Origin of the sequence: Alteromonas hispanica (genome assembly GCF_010500915.1) — a bacterium.
GTDB classification, from domain to species: domain Bacteria; phylum Pseudomonadota; class Gammaproteobacteria; order Enterobacterales; family Alteromonadaceae; genus Alteromonas; species Alteromonas hispanica.
Window position 1 is genome coordinate 460,613 of the sequence record NZ_JAAAWP010000001.1, and the last position, 18,189, is coordinate 478,801.

Annotated in this window: 15 protein-coding genes; 9 read left to right on the forward strand and 6 right to left on the reverse strand. The window is 44.1% G+C overall.

Features of this window, described 5'->3' with window-relative positions:
- Positions 1 to 45 precede the first annotated feature (45 nt).
- Positions 46 to 1,371 carry a spinster family MFS transporter gene (locus GTW09_RS01945; protein WP_163109578.1) on the reverse strand — a complete coding sequence of 442 codons (1,326 nt, stop codon included), beginning with the start codon at positions 1,369 to 1,371 and terminating at the stop codon, positions 46 to 48.
- Positions 1,372 to 1,540: 169 nt separating this feature from the next.
- On the opposite strand from GTW09_RS01945, the gene GTW09_RS01950 reads away from it, so the two are divergent.
- Positions 1,541 to 2,356 carry an acyl-CoA thioesterase gene (locus GTW09_RS01950; RefSeq protein WP_163109581.1) on the forward strand — a complete coding sequence of 272 codons (816 nt, stop codon included), beginning with the start codon at positions 1,541 to 1,543 and terminating at the stop codon, positions 2,354 to 2,356.
- A gap of 30 nt (positions 2,357 to 2,386) precedes the next feature.
- Here the strand turns inward: GTW09_RS01950 and GTW09_RS01955 are convergent, their stop codons facing one another.
- Complete coding sequence (locus GTW09_RS01955; protein WP_071979203.1) at positions 2,387 to 3,232, reverse strand: HDOD domain-containing protein; 846 nt, start codon at positions 3,230 to 3,232, stop codon at positions 2,387 to 2,389.
- A 407-nt stretch (positions 3,233 to 3,639) separates the two neighbouring features.
- On the opposite strand from GTW09_RS01955, the gene GTW09_RS01960 reads away from it, so the two are divergent.
- Complete coding sequence (locus GTW09_RS01960; RefSeq protein WP_163109584.1) at positions 3,640 to 4,986, forward strand: glycosyltransferase; 1,347 nt, start codon at positions 3,640 to 3,642, stop codon at positions 4,984 to 4,986.
- Positions 4,987 to 5,103: 117 nt separating this feature from the next.
- Here GTW09_RS01960 and GTW09_RS01965 read toward each other — a convergent pair whose 3' ends face one another.
- Complete coding sequence (locus GTW09_RS01965) at positions 5,104 to 5,511, reverse strand: SufE family protein (RefSeq protein ID WP_163109587.1); 408 nt, start codon at positions 5,509 to 5,511, stop codon at positions 5,104 to 5,106.
- 54 nt (positions 5,512 to 5,565) lie between these two features.
- Entirely contained in the window at positions 5,566 to 5,961 is a 396-nt protein-coding gene (locus tag GTW09_RS01970) for a DUF2750 domain-containing protein (RefSeq protein ID WP_163109590.1), read from the reverse strand.
- Positions 5,962 to 6,167: 206 nt separating this feature from the next.
- Between GTW09_RS01970 and GTW09_RS01975 the strand changes: the two genes are divergently transcribed.
- From GTW09_RS01975 to GTW09_RS01995, 5 genes are all read left to right on the forward strand, one after another.
- Positions 6,168 to 6,824, forward strand: coding sequence for a biliverdin-producing heme oxygenase (locus GTW09_RS01975; protein WP_163109593.1), 657 nt, complete (start codon positions 6,168 to 6,170; stop codon positions 6,822 to 6,824).
- A 194-nt stretch (positions 6,825 to 7,018) separates the two neighbouring features.
- A complete protein-coding gene (xthA, locus tag GTW09_RS01980; protein WP_163109596.1) occupies positions 7,019 to 7,825 on the forward strand; it encodes an exodeoxyribonuclease III in 807 nt (268 codons plus the stop codon).
- A 59-nt stretch (positions 7,826 to 7,884) separates the two neighbouring features.
- Positions 7,885 to 8,529, forward strand: coding sequence for an energy-coupling factor ABC transporter permease (locus GTW09_RS01985; protein WP_163109599.1), 645 nt, complete (start codon positions 7,885 to 7,887; stop codon positions 8,527 to 8,529).
- A 295-nt stretch (positions 8,530 to 8,824) separates the two neighbouring features.
- The gene (locus tag GTW09_RS01990) at positions 8,825 to 10,006 is read left to right on the forward strand and encodes an FIST signal transduction protein (protein ID WP_163109602.1); all 1,182 of its coding nucleotides are present in this window, start codon (positions 8,825 to 8,827) and stop codon (positions 10,004 to 10,006) included.
- A gap of 9 nt (positions 10,007 to 10,015) precedes the next feature.
- Positions 10,016 to 11,443, forward strand: a complete 1,428-nt coding sequence (locus GTW09_RS01995) for an ATP-binding protein (protein WP_163109605.1) — start codon at positions 10,016 to 10,018, stop codon at positions 11,441 to 11,443.
- 195 nt (positions 11,444 to 11,638) lie between these two features.
- Here GTW09_RS01995 and GTW09_RS02000 read toward each other — a convergent pair whose 3' ends face one another.
- Both GTW09_RS02000 and GTW09_RS02005 read right to left on the reverse strand, forming a co-directional pair.
- A complete protein-coding gene (locus GTW09_RS02000; protein ID WP_071979212.1) occupies positions 11,639 to 12,202 on the reverse strand; it encodes a phosphoribosyltransferase in 564 nt (187 codons plus the stop codon).
- A gap of 89 nt (positions 12,203 to 12,291) precedes the next feature.
- Complete coding sequence (locus GTW09_RS02005; protein WP_163109608.1) at positions 12,292 to 13,737, reverse strand: FtsX-like permease family protein; 1,446 nt, start codon at positions 13,735 to 13,737, stop codon at positions 12,292 to 12,294.
- Between the two features lie 278 nt (positions 13,738 to 14,015).
- On the opposite strand from GTW09_RS02005, the gene GTW09_RS02010 reads away from it, so the two are divergent.
- On the forward strand, positions 14,016 to 14,615 hold the full coding sequence (locus GTW09_RS02010) for a PilZ domain-containing protein (RefSeq protein ID WP_163109611.1): 600 nt from the start codon (positions 14,016 to 14,018) through the stop codon (positions 14,613 to 14,615).
- Positions 14,616 to 14,685: 70 nt separating this feature from the next.
- Complete coding sequence (gene mfd / locus GTW09_RS02015; protein ID WP_163109614.1) at positions 14,686 to 18,189, forward strand: transcription-repair coupling factor; 3,504 nt, start codon at positions 14,686 to 14,688, stop codon at positions 18,187 to 18,189.

An 18,189-nucleotide genomic window follows, 5' to 3' on the forward strand; every position in this document is an offset into this window, starting at 1 on the left:
AAAGGGGCTAAAAATCAGCCCCTTAGTGAGTGTAGTTTTATAGTACTATAACCCCCTCGATTCCGCCATTTCCCAGTCTTTCACTATCTTAGTACTGGTCCATAAAAATACGCCTATCGACAGTGCATATGGAACAACAAGATAGATAAGAGCCTGTCTTAATGCTTCAGTTTCACCTAAAGAAGGCACGAGAGACTGACTGATTATTCCTGTTAAAGTAGGACCGCCACCAAGTGCAATAATGTTAAGCACAAAGAAGAATAGCGCTGTAGACATAGCTCGAACATTTATCGGCGCGAGTGTCTGTGCCATCGCAAAACTTGGACCTAAGTAAGAGCCACTAGTAAACAACAGTAGCGCTATTAGCCCTACCGAAAGCCATAGGTCTTGAACCTGTAGTGAAACATAAAATGCGGGAACACCAATAATCAGCATAATCGCTGGCAGTAGCGCATACGCTTTTTTATTCTGCTTACCCCATCTATCGGCAATATAGCCACCAAGCCACACACCAAGAGCGTAGGCTGTGCCGTTGATGATGCCAAACACAATTAAAAGTTGGGTGATATCTAGCCCGGCAAAGGCACGCACATAGTAATCAATGATCCAGGTAGAAATGGCATAGTTGCCAAATGAACCAAACGAAATACCCAGTGCCATACCCCACCATGTAGGTATTTTTAGAAGCTGCTTCAGCGATTTCTTAACGCTTGGTTTGTTCGCGTCATTTACCTGCGAGGCCGCAGTAAGTGAGCGAGAGGGCTCCTTCACGGTAAATTTCAAAACAAGCGCAAGTAAAACTCCTGGAATACCCACGCTATACATAACCGTACGCCAATCTGCTGAACCGCCCTGTAAAAAGAACGCTGATGCAAAAAATGCGAGCATGATGCCAAATGGTATGCCCAAGGAGTAAATCGCCAACGCGCCGGCTCTTTTTTCTTTGGGAAACAAGTCTGAAATTATACTGTGTGATGGCGGGCTTCCGCCTGCCTCGCCAATACCCACGCCAATACGTGCCACTGCCAGCTGAAAATAGTTGCTTGCCAAACCGGATGCCGCCGTAAAGCCGCTCCAAAGCGTTAGTGAGATGGCGATTATATTTACCCTATTGTACCTATCGGCAAGCCATGCAATTGGGATCCCCATTACCGTATAGAGAAGCGCGAAATAAATGCCTTTCAGCCAACCTAACTGAGCATCGTCTAACCCCAAATCGGCTTTGATGAAAGGTGAAAGAATGCCTATGATCTGACGATCGATAAAATTAAATGCATAAACCAGTGTGAGAATAAACAGTACGTAGTTTCGATAACCTTTAGATGCACCCGCTTGGTCAGCTGGTATACCTTCAACGCTTGTGTGGGCCATAACAGTCCTTTTAAATGAAGATAGTGCAGTCTATGCATGAGGTAAATTATTTGGCAAGTAATTGTTACTTATTTGTAAACATAACGAAAATTTGTAAGTCAGGCTTTTTGTTCCCTATCGCTTGAGGTAGGATATTTAGACACATACTCATCAGACCAGACAGGCAGTTATGACAGTAGATGAACTGTTGAATATCGAACCACTTGAACAAACCTCCGACAACACGTGGAAAATTGACGGGCTTGTGATACCGAAAACCTGGGGGCAAGGCAGAACTGCCTTTGGCGGAATTTCTGCAGGTATGCTCTATACCGCGGTTAAACAACAAATTAACGATGAAAGAGTATTACGCTCTTTTACTACCAACTTTGTTGGCCCGCTCATGCTAGATACCCCTTTTTCTATTGAAGTCACGCTTTTGCGAGTGGGTAAAAATGTATCTCAATTCACCGCTCACGCTATTCAAGACGGTAAAAGCTGCGTTTTCTCTCAGGCGTGTTTCGGGATGGGCCGAAAGTCAGCTATTCGAGTTGAGAACAAAGACACCCACGATATGCCAGCGCCAAACAAAGCCAAGTTTATTCCGCAGATTCCAAAGATTACGCCCAAATTCTTGCGTTATTTCGACCTTGCTATTGAAGACGGCGGTATTCCATTTACGCGTAAGAAAACCAGTATTTACAACGGATTTATGAGGTTTAAGCAACCACCAGCGCAAATAACCGACGCACACATTATCACCATGATAGATGCTTGGCCGCCCACCTTACTTCAAATGATGAAGCTGCCTGCGCCTGCGAGCACAGTGAGCTGGAACTTAGAGTTTATTCATCCACATAAGCCAGTTTCGCCTGAAGATTGGTTCGCTTACAAAGCGCATACCAGACAGGCGGCTGATGGCTATGGCCATACCGAGGCAACAATTTGGGATAAAGACAACGAAGTTATCGCAATTAGCCGACAAACCGTGGCAGTTTTCGACTAATTGCGCGGTTTATTGCAACGCTTCGAAGCTTCAATAAAGCATGAAAGCGTTGGGATTAAATAGGGATATAACTGAAATACACTGCAGATTGGTTATATCCAATGCATCTTCCAAATCATCCTTGTTGAGAGATAGTTGCTCATGTAACTCTGGCTTCAAGTTATGGTAACTTGGGTATATTTCGGGGTTTACATTGTCTAGCGACAGAACGTAGGAAAGCTGCAGAATACGATCGTTGTCTGTCGATGTGTCATCTTGGATGTTATGAATATTCGCAATAGGGGTAGCAATTGTTTCTGGGATCCCCCACTTTTGGATGAGCCGCGCTGACACCTGACTGTAGGTGTAGCCTAATACACCAAACTGAAGTTCTGCAGGCGTAACTTGCTCACTAAAATTCAAGCACCGCTGTGCAGCTTCGGGCAACGTAGACACTACCACCAACTCGCCGATATTATGCAACAAGCCAGCGACAAAAAAGCGCTCCGGCTCTTTGGTGTTTCTCATATCTGCGAAATATTTAGCAAGAAGCCCGCAAGACACGCTATGCTCCCAAAATTTATCTAAATCAATAATTTGAGCATCAACTTTGCTAAATGCTTGGCTAACACCATACGCTAGCGCTAGATCGTAGGTTGAACGCGTACCAACAACTTGAATAGCCTTGGTAATGGTTTCTATTCTATTTGGGAAGCGATATAACGCAGAATTGGCAACGCGCAACAGTTGTGCCGCTAACGATGGGTCAAAAGCGATAATTTCGCCTATGTCTTCTATGCTTGACGATTCATCATCCATACAGCGCTTTAGCCGTAATACGGAATCTGGCAATACGAATAAGTCTTCGGCTTTCGAAACTAATTCATCTAAATTCATCTGTGCACTCACTCCAATGCAGCTATGTCGGTGTTGTTCGAGTCGTCCTTCTCTCATACTTCTAAAGGTATAGGCGCTTTTATCTCAATGGTCAACCAATGTCGTATAAGCAAAAAGTATAATTTTCACTACTTTCAAAAACTTAAAAATACCATACCAACTTAAATAAACGCGAAATGCAAAATATGTGGATACCTTTCACATACTTATCTGTTAACTAGTAACTAGGGCATAGCGTAGTATAACGTTGTCTTATTTGAATTGCTTTTACATCCGTGCAATTTATTCCTGTTTATTAATCAGAAATGTTAAAAAGTGTGAATAAATACAATTCGGCAGCAAAAATATATTCATCGAATGTAGTTTGATATTATCTCGGCCTTTAAATCGTTGGATAAAATCATTCTATGTTAAACGTCGTTATTATCGGCTATGTGTGGCCTGAGCCTAACTCGTCTGCCGCAGGTCAAAATATGCTTTCAATAATTAAGCAAAATCGACAAGCCGGTAATAAAGTAACGTTTCTTACTGCCGCCACAGACAGCGTGCAAAAAGCAGATTTAGCGGCACTTGGGGTTAACAGCGAAGCCATTGCACTAAACTGCAGCTCGTTTAACACCCGCATTAGTGAACTCAAACCAGACGTGGTTATATTCGACCGATACATGACAGAAGAGCAGTTCTCTTGGCGAGTAAAAGAGATGTGTCCTAATGCGCTTAGAATATTAAATACAGAAGACCTGCACAGTTTGCGACAAGCGCGACACGATGCTGTAAAAAGTACCGGCAATGCTGCTAACGCAAACCTAAACACAGAACTGGCACAGCGTGAAGTTGCGGCCATACTGCGTTCAGATCTTACGCTAATTATTTCTGATTTCGAAAAAAACTTACTGGAAAACCATTATCGTGTGCCCAGCAAGCAACTTCGGCTGCACCCTCTTATTGTTGAAAATTATGACGAACAACCCGCAGGCTTTGCTAGTCGTCAGCATTTTGTGCATATTGGCAATTTTCGCCATGCCCCCAATTGGGATGCAGTGCTGCAATTAAAGCAGCATATTTGGCCAGCCATTCGCAAAAAGCTTCCTCGCGCAGAGCTTCACATTTATGGCGCATATCTACCTAAGAAAGCATCTCAACTACACAACCCCAGCCAAGGTTTTTTAGTGAAAGGATGGGCTGAAAGCGCTGATGAAGTGATGTCTAGCGCTAAAATTTTATTAGCGCCCATTCGATTTGGAGCAGGCATTAAAGGAAAATTATTAGACGCCATGAAAGCAGGTACCCCAAGTATTACAACCTGGGTCGGTGCAGAGGGCATATTAGATACAGAGAGCACAATAGGTACAAAAAATCTAAAAGATAAAAATACACCAACATGGCCAGGTGCCCTGTGCTTGCCCATTGTCTCAGCCACAAGCACTCATGCTGACAAAGGCGAAACAATAAACGGGAAAATAAAAAGCAATGTGCAAATCACGATAGACGATATCGCCGACAAAGCTACCCTGCTCTATCAAGATGAAAAAGCGTGGCAAGTGGAAAGCCAAAAAGCACAAGCTTTACTCAAACACTATATTACAAAGACACCCACGATAACGTTACCAAGCCAGATAGCTTGCCTCTGTAAAGAATTAGAAAATCATCGCAAATCACTATTTTTGCAGGGGTTAATGTGGCATCAAAGTCTCAATGCGACAAAGTATATGTCTCAATGGATTGAAGAAAAAAATAAGCAAACAAATAAATAGCCCTAACCCATATTCGAAGTAAAACGACTGGTTTATCTAGGGCATCTGGAAAGATGCAATTTAAAACAAGCCTAGTGGAGTTAACAAAGTCAGAACGCTATTTCATACCGCTTCAGCCTAATAGGCTTTCAGCTTTTCGACAACGGCTTTTATTCCGTTTCCTCTAGATTCGCTCATATAGCGCTGAAGTTGGCATGCCTCTAGATAAGTATCGAAGTCAAAATCTCTACGCTGAGCTTGCTCCATACTATTTGCCTTTTCGAGCAACACCGCAAGCACACCACGAATCACTTTACTGGGAGAAAATGCAAAAAACCGAGCGCCGTTTTCACTTGTGGTTTCAACATAAGCTAGCCATACCGGGCTCTCGCACCCCTTTACCGATGTTGCATCCTGTTTTAACTGCGGCGGCATTGTTGGCAGCGCTTTGCCAGCAAGCATTAGGGTTCGAGTAAAGTCTTCCCAACTTTTCGCGCATGAAAGCGTAAGGGCGAGTGGAAGAAGCTCAGAGTGTGTTTTCGTCATTAACTCTCTCCAACATAAGCCATTTACTAACGTATCTTCTAAGATTAAACGCTATTAAAGTGCGTTTAACTCTTCAGCCAACTCAGGCGCTGTCATTACTAAATTCTCTACATCGCTTTGAGTGGGAAACATCACTAATTCCACACCATTTTTTTCTAAGCCAGGGAGCCAGGTCGAAATAAATTCATCGAGGGGTGTGCTAACGCTTGTACCATCTAAACCATTTGTTGTAACAAATGCTGTGGCAAGGTCTGCATGTGGAAAGATAGGTAGCCGAATGACACCATCATCTTCTAGCATTACAAAGCCCTCTGTACCTTGTACTAAACACACTTCTTTCGCTTTGGCTACATAGCTAATTACAAGCATTTGTCTTTCTTCTGCTGAAAGTTTCATTGCTTGCTCAATCACAGCGTCAGATAGTTTTTCACTTACGGTTTCTGGAAACACACTAATTCTCGTCTAAAAATTTCGGGGAAGTATACCTGCACCATTTAAGTGTGCAATGGCTATTCTCATTAACACCAAAGTGCAGCTTTGCTTTCCTCGTGATATCATGAATATAGATTTGATTTACGTGATTTTGAGCGCGTCGACCGCCAAAAAGTATACGAAAGCATCTCTTCACTACCATCAAAAGAACGAAGACGAGATATATGCAAAATTTGTTTTTGGCGCTTAAGCAAGACACCCACGATAAACACACTCAGTTAGAAAACACTCCTCCATTTTCACTTTTTCACAACTTGTCTGATTTCAACATCAATACCTACGCAAGTGTGCTCAGCGTAATGACCATTTTTCATCGCATTACGGCACAGCATGTTTCAGCCACCGTTAGCGAGACACCCACGCTAACGCCAGTTTTTGACATGTTAAATACCAAAAAGGTGGCCAACTCATTAAAGAGAGACACCCACGATATTAGTAAAGCAGCCAACTGCGATGGCAAAAACCCATTTGCAAATCAATCTGATACATCGCAGTACGCTTCTAAACTTACATTTATAAACACGAAGTCAGCCGCAATAGCTGCTTCCTACATTTGGCTTGGTTCTTCTATGGGCGCGAATATCATTCTCAGACGATTGGCGAAGCATGATGAAAATATTCCTACCTCATATTACGCCACTATGGCTGATTGCGCGAAAGCATGGGTGTCTTTCAAAAAAGAAGTTGAAGATAAGCTCCCGCAGCTTGGGCTCAACTCACAAGTAGGTATCGACACTATCGTTGATGATGCCAACGCATGGTTTTCATTATTGATTGAGCTGGGTCAAGCGAACTGCAGTCAAGAAGCAGAAGTTCAATAGCAAACGTATAAATTATCTTAATTATTCCACGTGTTTTTATAAGATATTATTCTCTCAACTAATGAATAAGCGCAGGAAAGAGATTTAGCGACAATCGTCTGGTTGCACAATTATGCGAAACAACTTCGTTTGTGAGTTATGGCAGCAGTTTCTGATATCATAGCGCTATTGTTAAATCTGAATAAAAACATTTTATGAAAGTAGTCTCGTTTAATATTAATGGTATCCGTGCCCGTCTTCATCAGCTTCAAGCCCTTATAGACACTCACCAGCCTGACGTCATTGGCCTGCAAGAAATCAAAGTACACAATGAACAGTTCCCGATTAAAGCGGTGGAAGAGATGGGTTATCACGTCTTTTTTCACGGTCAAAAAAGCCACTACGGCGTAGCATTTTTAGCTAAAAAAGCGCCAACCTCTGTTGAGATGGGTTTTCCTACCGACGACGAAGATGCACAGCGTCGAATGATCATACTTAAAACGACAAATGATAATGGTGAGCCCGTTACCATCCTGAATGGATATTTTCCACAAGGCGAAAATCAAAAGCACGAAACAAAATACCCTGCCAAGCGAAAGTTTTATCAAGACCTTATGTCTTATTTAAATCAAAGTCACACGCCAGATGAAAACGTGATTGTTATGGGTGATGTAAATATTTCCCACACCGATTTAGACATCGGCATAGGCGAAGAAAACAAAAAGCGCTGGTTACGCACCGGCAAATGTAGCTTCTTGCCTGAAGAAAGAGAGTGGCTAAACACGCTTTTAGATTGGGGATTTGAAGATAGCTATCGCTCTCTTAACCCAGAAAAAAGTGATGAATTTTCGTGGTTCGACTATCGCTCTAAAGGCTTCAACGACAACCGCGGTTTAAGGATTGACTTAATACTTGCCACGCCATCGCTACACAGTAAATTAAGCGATGCGGGCATTGATTACGAGTTAAGAGGCATAGAAAAGCCCTCTGACCATGCGCCTATTTGGGCAACCTATAAATAACATAGCAGTATCGACGTACAACGCGAGCGACGTGGTCGAGTGAAAACGTAGGAGAAACAGTGAGTACATTGCAAATCTTAGGTCTAGTGGTTTACGGACTGTTTGTTTTAGCATCGCTTAAAACAGTAGATCTTGGTCACTTTGCGAAAACCAAACATCAACAACATTTGGTGTTTGGCACTGCCGCGGCGCTTTTTGTACTTTGGCTGCTAAAAGCCGGTATATTCGAAGGATTAGACGTACACTTTCTGGGCCTCTCTGTACTCACACTGATGTTAGGCTTTCGCTACGCCGTTATTTCATCCTTTATCGCGCTTTTAGGGGCGCATTTTATTGGTTACGGCAGCTGGCAGAGCATTGGCATTAGCGGGCTACTTGGCAATGTGCTTCCTATCGCGGTAACGTATTTTTTCTTTATGCTCTCTTTCCATCGCATACCACGACAGCTTTTCGTTTATATTTTCGTGTGCGCATTTTTCCCTGCCGCAATTGGCATTGCGTTAAAAACATTCACATTAGGCGGGTATTACTTTATTGAAGGTGTGTATACATGGGATATTATTTTCTCCAATTACATCGTTCTTATTCCCCTTTTGGTGTTTCCAGAGGCTCTTTTAAACGGTATGGCCATAACACTGCTTGTGATTTACCAGCCAACTTGGGTCTACACGTTCCACGATAAGTTCTATCTCGACAACAAATGACCCCTGCAGCGCCTAATTTGATGTACCTGTATAAACGTAATTGCGCCGCTACGATTTCAAAACGACTGCTATTGCACTCTGACTTCTGCCTTCTGCCTTCGCTATTCAGCAAGCTTTGGCTTAACCTCAATATCAACCCTTTAGTCACTTACCCTGAGCCTTTCAGTACAAATCGATAGGCCAGAGTGCTAAAAACAAATTGATTTTTATAACTAATTGTTAATAAGTGTTTAACTTATTTTCTTCTACACTATAGCTATCAAAACTAGTTCTGGTTGTTATGTAGATATACACTATGCAAATACAAACCTATTCATCTGATCAAAGAGAGACCTCTTTAGCCGCTGACGAGGTCACTCGTTCAATCCGTGACGACGAAAATGCCTCGTTGCTGGTTGCCTATACGAATGCACATCACAATCCGGCAGTGATTGCCGCCTCTCTCGCCGAGACAAAAGTCCCGTTTTTAATCGCTTCGTCTTGTCTTGGTAGCTTAATATGTAATGACGTCCATGCCAAAGCCGATGCTGGGCTTTCTGTGTTATCCATCACTGATGAAGATGGCGCGTTTGGTGTTGGAAGCGCTGATTGCTCAGAAGTCAGTGCTTTTGACGCCGGCGCCAGTGCCCTTGAAAGTGCGCTTAAAAATGCAGGCAGGCCTTTTGAAAGTCCATCGCTTATATGGTGTGCGTTACCGCCTGGTGAAGAAGAGGATATCTTAAATGGCTTTACCAGCGTTGTTGGTGAGCAGGTGCCCATTTTTGGCGGGTCAGCGGCCGATAATACAGTAGAAGGCAATTGGTTTATTTGCACCCAACAGCACAGCGGTGCAAATTGCGTTGCAGTGGCTGTAATGTATCCTTCGTCACCGCTAGGACTAAGCTATAGCTCTGGATACAAGCCCACCAATACCGAGTTTATTGCCACAAAAGCGAATAACAGACACATATTAGAACTCAATGGAACTGCTGCGAGTGTAGCCTATAACGAGGCCACAAACGGGCTCATTAAAAACCAACTGTCTGGAGGTCAAATACTTGGACTTACCTCTACCGTACCATTAGGTCGGCCGGTTCAATTAGAGAATGGCGCATTGAATTACCTGCTGTGTCACCCAGACCAAGTGTGCGAAGACGGTGGCCTGAATGTATTTTCAAAGGTGACCGAAGGCGAAGAACTGGTTCTAATGGAAGGCAGCATTGCCAGTTTAACTGCCCGTGCTGAACGCGTGATCAACAATGCGATAATGCTTCTACCGGATGATAGAGAGCCGGCAGGTGTTCTGCTAATATATTGTGCAGGCTGTCGCCTAACTGTAGGTGACGAAATACACCCTATGCTCGAGTCACTACAGAAGACCTTTGGACATTTACCCATTTGCGGTACCTATACCTTTGGTGAGCAGGGACGATTTTTAGACGGTACAAACAGGCATGGAAACTTGATGATATCAGCAGTAGTTTTTTCTAAATGGTAGTTTTTCTTAATGAGTAAGGATTACGAAAACGTTCTCGAAGACTTAGCCCTTGTCTATCGACTAAAAGAGCAAGCAGAGGCACATAAAAAAGAAAGCGATGCCTTATTAGCAGGTACCCGAGCGCTTCTCACTGCAAGAAACGAGCAAGAGCTGTACACCAAAATGTTTGGTATTTTTCGCAATTTGTACAGCTACGACGTCTGCTTTGTTTTGGAAAACGATAGCAAAGGGAAAATGCGCTGTACAAACAGCACCCACCCGCAGCTTATAGACACCCTTTGGGACGTTGATGATACACTGTCTAGGGCAATTAAAAGTTCACCGGTTGCACTTTTCAACATTAAGCTTCAGCCTACATGGCAAGCGCACTTGCCCCTACTAGAAGCGCCAATCACATCTGCTTTGTACTGCCCTTTCAGAGTGCATCATCAACAGGCTGTGATGGTGTTTGGTCATCAAACGCTGGGGTTCTACACCCAAGAGTACGTTGACATGGCAAACCGCTACCGTACTTTTACGCAACAAATGTCGATGAGTGTTCAGGCCAAATTAATGGCTTTGGAAACAATTAAGCTAAAAGAAGAAAAAGCTCAGGTAGAGAAAAGCCTTATTTCTTCAGAGAAAATGGCCTCTCTCGGCCTTCTGGCAGCGGGCGTAGCACATGAAATTAATAATCCCATTGCGTTTGTTAATAGCAACATGATGTTCATTAAAGAGGTATTGCCCTCGCTCACTAACATGCAAGAGATAGTTGCCGAACTCGCAATGGCTAAGGATGACGAACAACGGGCCCACATTGCTGATAAAGCAAAGCAATGGGTTAGCGGGAATAAAATTGGCCCCATTGTTGATGAAATTGCTGATATTTGCGAAGAGTCGGCTGAAGGGCTCAATCGTGTCACAGAGATTATAACCAGCCTGCGTGCATTTTCTCATAGCTCTGATGTTTCGGATGATGACACTGTCAATATAAACCACTGTATCACCAATGGGTTACGCCTTGTTAACAGTGAAATGAAACACAAGGTCACTATTGAGACAGACTTGGCAGACGTTCCTCTCATTCAGGGCAAAACCGGTAAAATCAATCAGGTTTTAGTTAACTTATTCGTTAATGCGGCCCAGGCTATGGATGAAGGAGGTAAACTCACGGTGCGCTCGTATTGTGATGCCCAGAGCAATGGCTCACATGTTATTGTAAAAGTTAAAGACACAGGCAGCGGCATTGAAAAAAGCGATTTAGAGAAGCTTTTCGACCCCTTCTATACCACTAAACCAACCGGTAAAGGCACAGGACTCGGCCTTTATATCTCTTTTTCTATTATCGACTCTATGGGCGGTAAAATAGAGGTAGATAGCGAGGTGAACGTAGGCACTACCTTTACACTAACGCTTCCGGTAGCAAGTGATGAGAACCGCGCTAATTTAGACGACTAACATAAAACAAAAAGCCGCGGTGTATAAATAGCTTAAGTCAGCTTACACATAGCGGCCTTTTCATGGGTAGCGGGGTTAATGCGTAGTTATGTTGAACGTGGTTATCTTGAGCGTAATTATCTTGAACGTGATTATCTTAAACGTAATTATGTTGCATATGTTGAACAACACCAAACCACACTGCAAACAGCGCTATTACTTATCGAAAAGAATATCCATAACTTCTGCCAACTCGCCTTTACCAGCGCGAATTTCTTCTTCAGACAAGCCTGCAATTTCATGAGGAAATACCAACCATTCATCACTTTCGTTAACATAATAGTCTGGTACGATATCTGTGGTGTTATTTTGCGGTTTGTACCACGGGCAGGCTATACGAATATCTTTCGGCATATTTAAACGCATAAGCTTGTTAATTTGCTTAATTAGCGCATCTACGCTGCGACCAGAGTCGAAAACATCGTCAACTATCAAAAGTTTATCGCCAGCATTAGCGTTTTCTACCAGATAATGTAATCCGTGCACACGGATCTCTTTTGATTGCTGATTAATACCGTAATAAGACGATGTGCGCACCGCTATGTGGTCGGTAGAAGTGTCTTTGAACTCAAAGAATTCCTGCACTGCAATACCTATTGGTGCGCCACCTCGCCAAATTCCTATGATGAAGTCTGGACGGAAGCCGTCTTCATATACCTTAGCGGCCAAGCGAAAGGAGTCCTGAAGTAACGATTGCGAGGTGATAAAATTCTTGTTCATAACGTCTCACTGGGCGAAATTTAAAAGACCGCGAGTATAGTGAACTTCACACCAATTTGCACGGAAAACTCATTAAATCATGCTGTTTATCATTCGTTCTGCAGTGCCTGCGACGGCTGAATTTGCATCGCTTTATACGCAGGGTAAATACTCGCTGCAATGCACAGTAACATTGAAAACAAGGTAATACTCGCAATTTGCGAAATATCCATTTCAATTGGTAAACCGCTGCCGTCTGCAGCAAGAGCAAGAGGAGAATTAACCAGCTCGAGTATGTTATTTAACTGACTAGTAACGAGACACCCAAGTATTAATCCTATTCCCGCGCCTTTTACGCCATTGAACAAGCCGTTTAGTATGAAAATGAGCATAATTGTTTTTGGCGTCATTCCTTGGGTTTGCAATACCGCAATGTCCCCTTGTTTCTCAGACACCACCATCACCAGGGCAGATATAATGTTAAACGCGGCAACGGCAATAATGAGCAGCAGCATTAGCATCATCATATTTTTTTCCATTTTTACTGCGTCAAACAAGGGCCCTTGTCTTTCTCGCCAGGTTTTGATGTGTGAGGCTCTTACACCAAGCTCTGCTTTTAGGGTATTTACGATGGCAAGGTAATTAAACGCGTCATTTAGAAACAGTCTCACCGACTCGCCCTTGGCTTTGGGGTCGCGCACGAGTCGATTTACATCATCAATATTCATATACAGCACTTTGTCGTCCATCTGCGAGCCCATATCGAATATTCCCGAAACAGTCACCAAACGTTGACTAGGCATGCGACCAAACGGAGTGTAAACGCTGGCACCAGCTACCATTACTCGCATTCTGTCGCCCACTCTCACATCGAGTTTAAGTGCCAATGCGCGCCCTACTATTACTCTAAAGCTACCAGACTCTAAATCAGAGAAGCGCCCCTGCTCCATGTTATTCGCCACCATAGTGTGCTGTTTCATGCCCAGGGGCTGGATACCGTGTAGTTGAACTCCCCTCAAATCTTTGCGCGACTGAACAACAGCTTCGGTTTCTCTGTAGGCCATTACGGCAAGAACCTCTTGCATGGGTGTCTTGCTGAGATAGCCATTGATCAGGTCTAGCAACGATGGGGTTGAAGTATCAAAAATTTCGCCAGCGTCTGCGACTGGTTGCATGGGTGTCTCTGTTATGACTTCTTTGACGACTTGTGAACTATTTTGCGTGGGTGTCTCTGAAACGGGGTTTTCGCTTAACGTGGGTGTCTTTGTATTCGTCTTTGTATTCGCTTTCGCGGATGTGTGGGCTTGGGTGATGGTTTCGTTGATATCTGACTTGGCATCAGAAGTAATTTCAATATGGGGAACAATGCCTAGAATGCGCTGCTTTAATTGGCCTTCAAGGCCGTTCATAACTGAAACAACAATAATTAGCGCCATTAGACCAAGGGCGATACCGGCTACCGAAAAGCGATTGATAAAAGATACAAAGCTAGTTTGATTCGCTTTTCTCGATTTGGCATAGCGATAAGCTATAGATGCTGAAAGAAGATAGGACATAGCGCCTTGTATTTAGAATAAATAGTAAAATCTCTCTCGCCACTGAACACAACACAACTAACACGCAGCTTTTCAAGAAACAGCATAATCTTACTCACAAAACGGCAGAGATTGTCTAAGCTAACAAATGTTCGAGCTTTTTACAGCGCGTATTACAGTACCTATTACATAACTATGCTAAATCAAAAAGCAAGATGACGAGATTCACCCAAAATAGTAAAGTGCGTATACTACGTGTAAGCTACTGGCTGCACAAGAATTAGTGGCAGAGGAATGATGTGAGCACACTTAGTCTAGAAGAAAAAAAAGCCCAATTCGAAGAGTATTTTTCAATCGCTTCGAACATCAATGTTAACATTCGGCCTCTTGCCGAAGGTGAAAGTGTGCCCGCTGAAGATGCAATAGAAGACGCAATGCCTTACGCATTTCGTATCGCCAGCGAAATGGCCACAATTGAAGCGCAAGCAATACGACCTCTTCGCAACCTCGGCGACCATGCTGAATCCCTCGCCGACTTTCTTAATCATCAGTCTAGAAAAATAGACCTTATGATGTCGTTTGTTCTGCACCAGCAAGATGATCCGCAGCAGCGCTACCGCTCGGTAAAATTTGGCGGCGGAGGTGTTGTTGTCGAGTCTGACACATCATTAGAAGTAGGCGCACTTGCCGAGCTAAAATTGTTTTTAGATGCTGAAGCAGCGGCCATATTCTGTTACGGCGAAGTTATTACTTGCGAGCCCGTAGGAGATAGCTACCATATAGCGTTTATTTTTAGTGCCATTCGCGAGCAAGACCAGGAATTACTCGTGCGCGCTAGCCTGCACATTCAAACGCAGCAGCTTAGAAAGCGAGCAAAAGAGAAAAAATCTGGATCCTAAACGGCACCACTAGCAGTACTCATTGCCATCTTACATTGGTATAAATTGTATTAAACAGTTATAGGACGTCATGACAGCCACCTTATTATCACTGCCTCTTCCGGCGCAGAAGAAAGACGCATCGTCTCAGGATCATAAGCAATGGGGGCAATTACAAGGTAGCAGCACCGCGCTTTGTATTAGCCAAGCACAGGCCCAGTACAAGGGCCCAATAGTGCTTATTACCGCCGACACGCCGTCGGCAATGAAGCTAGAAAAAGAACTCGCTTTTTTTATGGCAAACAGGCCTTCGGCCAAAGACGTTCCTATTACGTTATTTCCTGATTGGGAAACTTTGCCCTACGACTCGTTCTCCCCTCATCAGGATATTGTTTCTCAGCGCCTAGAAACCCTGTTTCGTTTTACTCAGCAAGTAGACGGCATATTTATTGTTCCCGTTAACACGCTAATGCAGCGTCTTGCGCCAACGCATTACCTTGCTAAATATTTGTTGATGCTGAATAAAGGCGACACGCTAGACCGCGACGAATTTAGACGCAACCTAGAGCAAGCAGGATACCTCCACGTCAGTCAGGTAATGAGTCACAGCGAATTTTCAGTTCGCGGTAGTATTATCGATCTTTTTCCAATGGGCAGCGATCAGCCGTTCAGAATAGATCTGTTTGATGATGAAATAGACTCTATTCGATACTTCGATACCGAAACTCAGCGCTCCGGCGATGCGGTAAACAAAATTCGTTTGCTTCCCGCTCGTGAGTTTCCTACCGACAAAGAGGCAATAACGCTATTTCGGCAAAATTTCCTAGAAAGGTTTGACGCTAACAATGCCTCAGAGAGTATTTTCTCGCAGGTAAGTAAAGGCACAATGCCAAGTGGCGTAGAGTATTACTTACCGCTATTTTTTGAACAAACCGCAACCTTGTTCGATTATCTACATCCCAAAAGCTTGCTGCTGCTTCACGGCGATGTAAAAGACGCCAGCGAATTTTTCTGGGCCGATGTTAAAGAGCGCTACGAGCAGTACCGCTATAATTTAGCGCGTCCACTGCTGGCTCCTAACGAGCTTTTTCTACCCATCGACGAACTGTTCGGCAATATCAAACGTTGGCCAAGAGCGTCACTTGCAAGCAGGGTGATTGAAGAAAAAGTAGGAAGCTTCAACTTACATTGCGAACAAATAGATGACATTGCGATCAACTCGCAAAAAAAGGTTCCAGCAGAGCGTTTAATTGCCACGGTTAATGAAGCACAGAAAAAAGGTGCCAAAATACTGTTTTGTGCCGAAACGCAAGGAAGACGAGAAGGTTTATTAACGGTACTGGCCAAAGCAGGAATAAAGCCTAAAGCCGTTGATACGTTCAACGACTTTCTGTCTAGTCACGATACCATTGGCATTACTGTGGGCATGGTAGAGCATAGCTTTCGCTGGAAGAGTGAAGAAGGCGAACTGCTCTTTATCACTGAAACCGAGCTGCTAGGCCACAAGGTTAGCCAAAGACGCTTACGCGACAAACGCACCGCAACCGACGAAAGCTCCATCATCAGAAACTTGGCAGAGCTTTCTATTGGGCAACCTGTAGTGCATTTAGATCATGGTGTAGGTCGCTACCTTGGCCTGCAAACGTTAGATGCTGGCGGTGTAACAACTGAATATCTGTGTATAGAGTATGCTAAGCAGTCGAAACTATATGTGCCTGTTGCGTCGCTGCATTTAATTTCTCGCTATACCGGTGGCGATGCCGACAGCGCACCGGTTAACTCATTAGGCTCAGATGCTTGGTCTAGAGCTAAGCAAAAAGCCGCTGAAAAAGTTCGCGACGTCGCTGCCGAACTATTAGATGTATACGCTCGTCGTGCCGCCAAGCCCGGCTTTGCTTATCAAATCAACTGGGATGATTATCAAAAGTTTTCCGACAGTTTTCCTTTTGAAGAAACTCCCGATCAGGCGCAGGCAATTGCCGCAGTTATGCATGACATGGGCAATCCGCTGGCTATGGATCGTCTCGTATGTGGCGATGTGGGCTTTGGCAAAACCGAAGTCGCAATGCGCGCCGCGTTCTTAGCCGCTAATCACGGCAAGCAGGTGGCAATACTCGTACCCACTACGCTGCTCGCTCAGCAGCACTACGAGAACTTTAAAGATCGCTTTGCCGACTGGCCTTTTGAAATAGAAGTAATGAGCCGATTCGTAAGTGGAAAGGCTCAAAAAGACGTAGTTGAGCGCATTGGCGAGGGCAAAGTAGACATTGTAGTAGGAACCCACAAACTGCTGTCTAGCGATATAAAATACAAAGATTTGGGCTTGGTAATTATCGACGAAGAGCATCGCTTTGGTGTACGTCAAAAAGAAAAACTCAAATCACTCAGGGCCGATGTAGATATTCTTACCCTTACCGCAACCCCTATTCCGCGCACGCTTAATATGGCGCTTTCTGGCATGCGAGATCTTTCCATTATCGCTACGCCACCGGCTAGGCGCCTGTCTATAAAAACCTTTGTTCAGCAGCGTAATAAGGCCACTATACGTGAAGCCATTATGCGTGAAATTTTGCGTGGTGGTCAGGTTTACTTCCTGCATAACGAAGTGGAAAGCATTGCTCGCACCGCAGAAGAAATAGCGGAAATAGTGCCAGAGGCTCGCATTGCCGTTGGCCATGGTCAAATGCGTGAACGCGACTTAGAAGGCGTGATGAGCGACTTTTATCACCAGCGTTATAACGTGTTAGTGTGTACCACTATTATTGAAACTGGTATTGATGTGCCAAGTGCAAATACCATTATTATGGACAGGGCCGATCATTTAGGCCTAGCGCAGCTGCATCAGTTGCGCGGGCGTGTGGGTCGCTCTCACCACCAAGCCTACGCATACTTGCTAACGCCCCACCCTAAACGCATGACCAAAGACGCCGGCAAGCGTTTAGATGCCATTGCTCAGTTAGAAGATTTAGGCGCTGGTTTTGCGCTTGCTACCCACGACTTAGAAATTCGTGGTGCCGGTGAACTGCTTGGCGACGATCAGTCTGGTCAAATCGCCAGCATCGGTTTTAGTCTTTATATGGACATGCTGGATAAAGCAGTAAACGCGCTCAAAGATGGCAGAGAGCCATCGCTAGACGATGCTATGTCTGGGCACACAGAAGTAGAGCTTCGCATACCGGCCCTTCTGCCTGAAGATTATATTGCCGATGTGAACACCCGTTTATCGCTATACAAACGCTTAGCAAGCTGCGCAACGCAAGACGATATCGATGAGTTTCAGGTAGAATGTATTGACCGTTTTGGGCTGTTGCCAGAGCCTGCTAAAAACCTTATCGATGTAGCGGAAATTAAGATAAGAGCGGCGGCCATAGGTATTCTCAAAGTAGACTTGTCGGCGCAAGGCGGTACCATGGAATTTAAAGAAAATACCACGGTTAACCCTGCTTACATTATTAAACAGGTTCAAACTAAACCGAATACCTTTAAATTTGAGGGAAGTCAAAAACTTCGCTTAGTGAAGAAAACCGAAACAGCTAAGGAGCGCATTGCGTTTATTAGCGATATCATTGCCGATTTTGCAAAGGAGTCGCGATAA